Source organism: Pseudomonas sp. UM16 (assembly GCF_050312595.1).
In the GTDB taxonomy this organism is placed as follows: domain Bacteria; phylum Pseudomonadota; class Gammaproteobacteria; order Pseudomonadales; family Pseudomonadaceae; genus Aquipseudomonas.
Genome location: NZ_JBNPJT010000092.1, coordinates 1 through 260, shown reverse-complemented (window position 1 = coordinate 260; position 260 = coordinate 1). Strand labels below are relative to the sequence as shown.

The 260-nt window shown below is 61.2% G+C and carries 1 tRNA gene; it reads left to right on the top strand.

Annotated features, from left to right (window positions below):
* Window positions 1-185 precede the first annotated feature (185 nt).
* Window positions 186-259: transfer RNA gene (locus ACQRAX_RS25705), tRNA-Asp, on the top strand.
* Window position 260: the final 1 nt, after the last annotated feature.

Genomic DNA, 260 nt, shown 5'->3' with positions numbered 1-260 from the left:
CGGTAGTTCAGTCGGTTAGAATACCGGCCTGTCACGCCGGGGGTCGCGGGTTCGAGTCCCGTCCGCTGCGCCATATTCGCTTTGAGGCCCTTGAACTCCTCGAAGCAACAAAGAGAGCGACCTAAGGTTCGCTTTTTTTGTGCCTGAGATCAGCGGCGGTTTTGCTGTCCAGGCCTGCACGACACGCAGCGGTAGTTCAGTCGGTTAGAATACCGGCCTGTCACGCCGGGGGTCGCGGGTTCGAGTCCCGTCCGCTGCGC